This is a genomic window from Limnohabitans sp. (assembly GCF_040400975.1).
In the GTDB taxonomy this organism is placed as follows: domain Bacteria; phylum Pseudomonadota; class Gammaproteobacteria; order Burkholderiales; family Burkholderiaceae_C; genus Limnohabitans_A.
This window is the reverse complement of sequence record NZ_JBBAPF010000138.1, coordinates 1-1,148: the sequence shown is the minus strand read 5'-3', so window position 1 is coordinate 1,148 and position 1,148 is coordinate 1. Positions and strand designations below refer to the sequence as shown.

Sequence of the window (1,148 nt, the reverse complement as noted above, 5' to 3'; positions counted from 1 at the left end):
CTAGTGACCCGACAGTTTGAAGGGATTGGACAATAGACAAGGTTTCGGATATGTTAAGAGTGTGAAGCCGAACATATCAAGGAGAAACCGATGTCTATCATCCAAACATATCATACCATTGTTGGACGCTTGAAGCAGATCGTGAGTAGGGAACGAATCACGCGAATCCGCACGATGGCCTGGCTACAAAGCGGGATGTTGCATAGCCGCTCTGTGCATCTGAATCGAATTGCGAGCAAGATCCCAGGCAAAGCCAAGAAATTGAGTCGGGTGCGACAACTGGAACGGTTTGTCGACAATCCGCATGTCCGCGTGCGGGAGTGGTATCATCCGGTGGCGGCAGGGTTGCTGAAAGACGCCGCCGCTACGGGCCACGTGTTACGGCTGATCATCGACGGCAGCAAGGTCGGGAATGGGCATCAATTGCTGCTGGTTTCCCTGGCTTACCGACGGCGCGCCTTACCCATTGCTTGGACGTGGGTGCGCTGCCGCCGTGGACACAGTACAGGGCCGAAGCAATGCGCCCTGCTGGCCTATATTCATGGTCTTGTCCCGTCAGACGCTGCGGTTGTGGTCATCGGCGATAGTGAATTCTCTCCCCTACAAGCCGTACTGGCAAGCTGGAACTGGTGCTACGTCTTGCGGCAGAAAGGCAATCATCTGCTCCGCCTAGCGCAAGACCAACGCTGGCAACGGTGCGATACGCTGCTGACCCAACCTGGTAAGCAAGCTTGGTTCACTCAGATCGAACTGACCCAACAGCATGCCCATCCTTGTAACTTTTTGGCCCTATGGCAGCCCGGTGAAAAAGACCCGTGGCTGCTTGCCACCAACCTGCCCACGGCTCGCCTTACCCGCCTCCATTACTCGCGGCGCATGTGGACGGAAGGCATGTTTGGTGACTTCAAAAGCAATGGCTTCGACTTAGAAGCCTCACGCTTGCAACAATTCTTACACCTTTCCAGACTCACCCTGGCTGTCGCTTTGCTTTATGTCACGGTTGTTACCTTTGGCTCGCAGACGATCAAAAATGGCCGCCGCCCTCTGGTTGATCGCAACGAGCGACGCGACCTTAGTATTTTTCGCATCGGGTTTGATATGCTTGAACGCTTGCTCACCAATTCGCTGCCATTTTCCATTCGTCCTTT

At 54.4% G+C, this 1,148-nt stretch carries 1 protein-coding gene; it reads left to right on the top strand.

Going from position 1 to position 1,148, the window contains the following annotated elements; translation table 11 throughout:
* Nucleotides 1–90 precede the first annotated feature (90 nt).
* Nucleotides 91–1,148 (top strand): IS4 family transposase (locus tag ABWQ00_RS16210; RefSeq protein ID WP_353239692.1); only part of this gene is annotated, 1,058 nt, incomplete at its 3' end.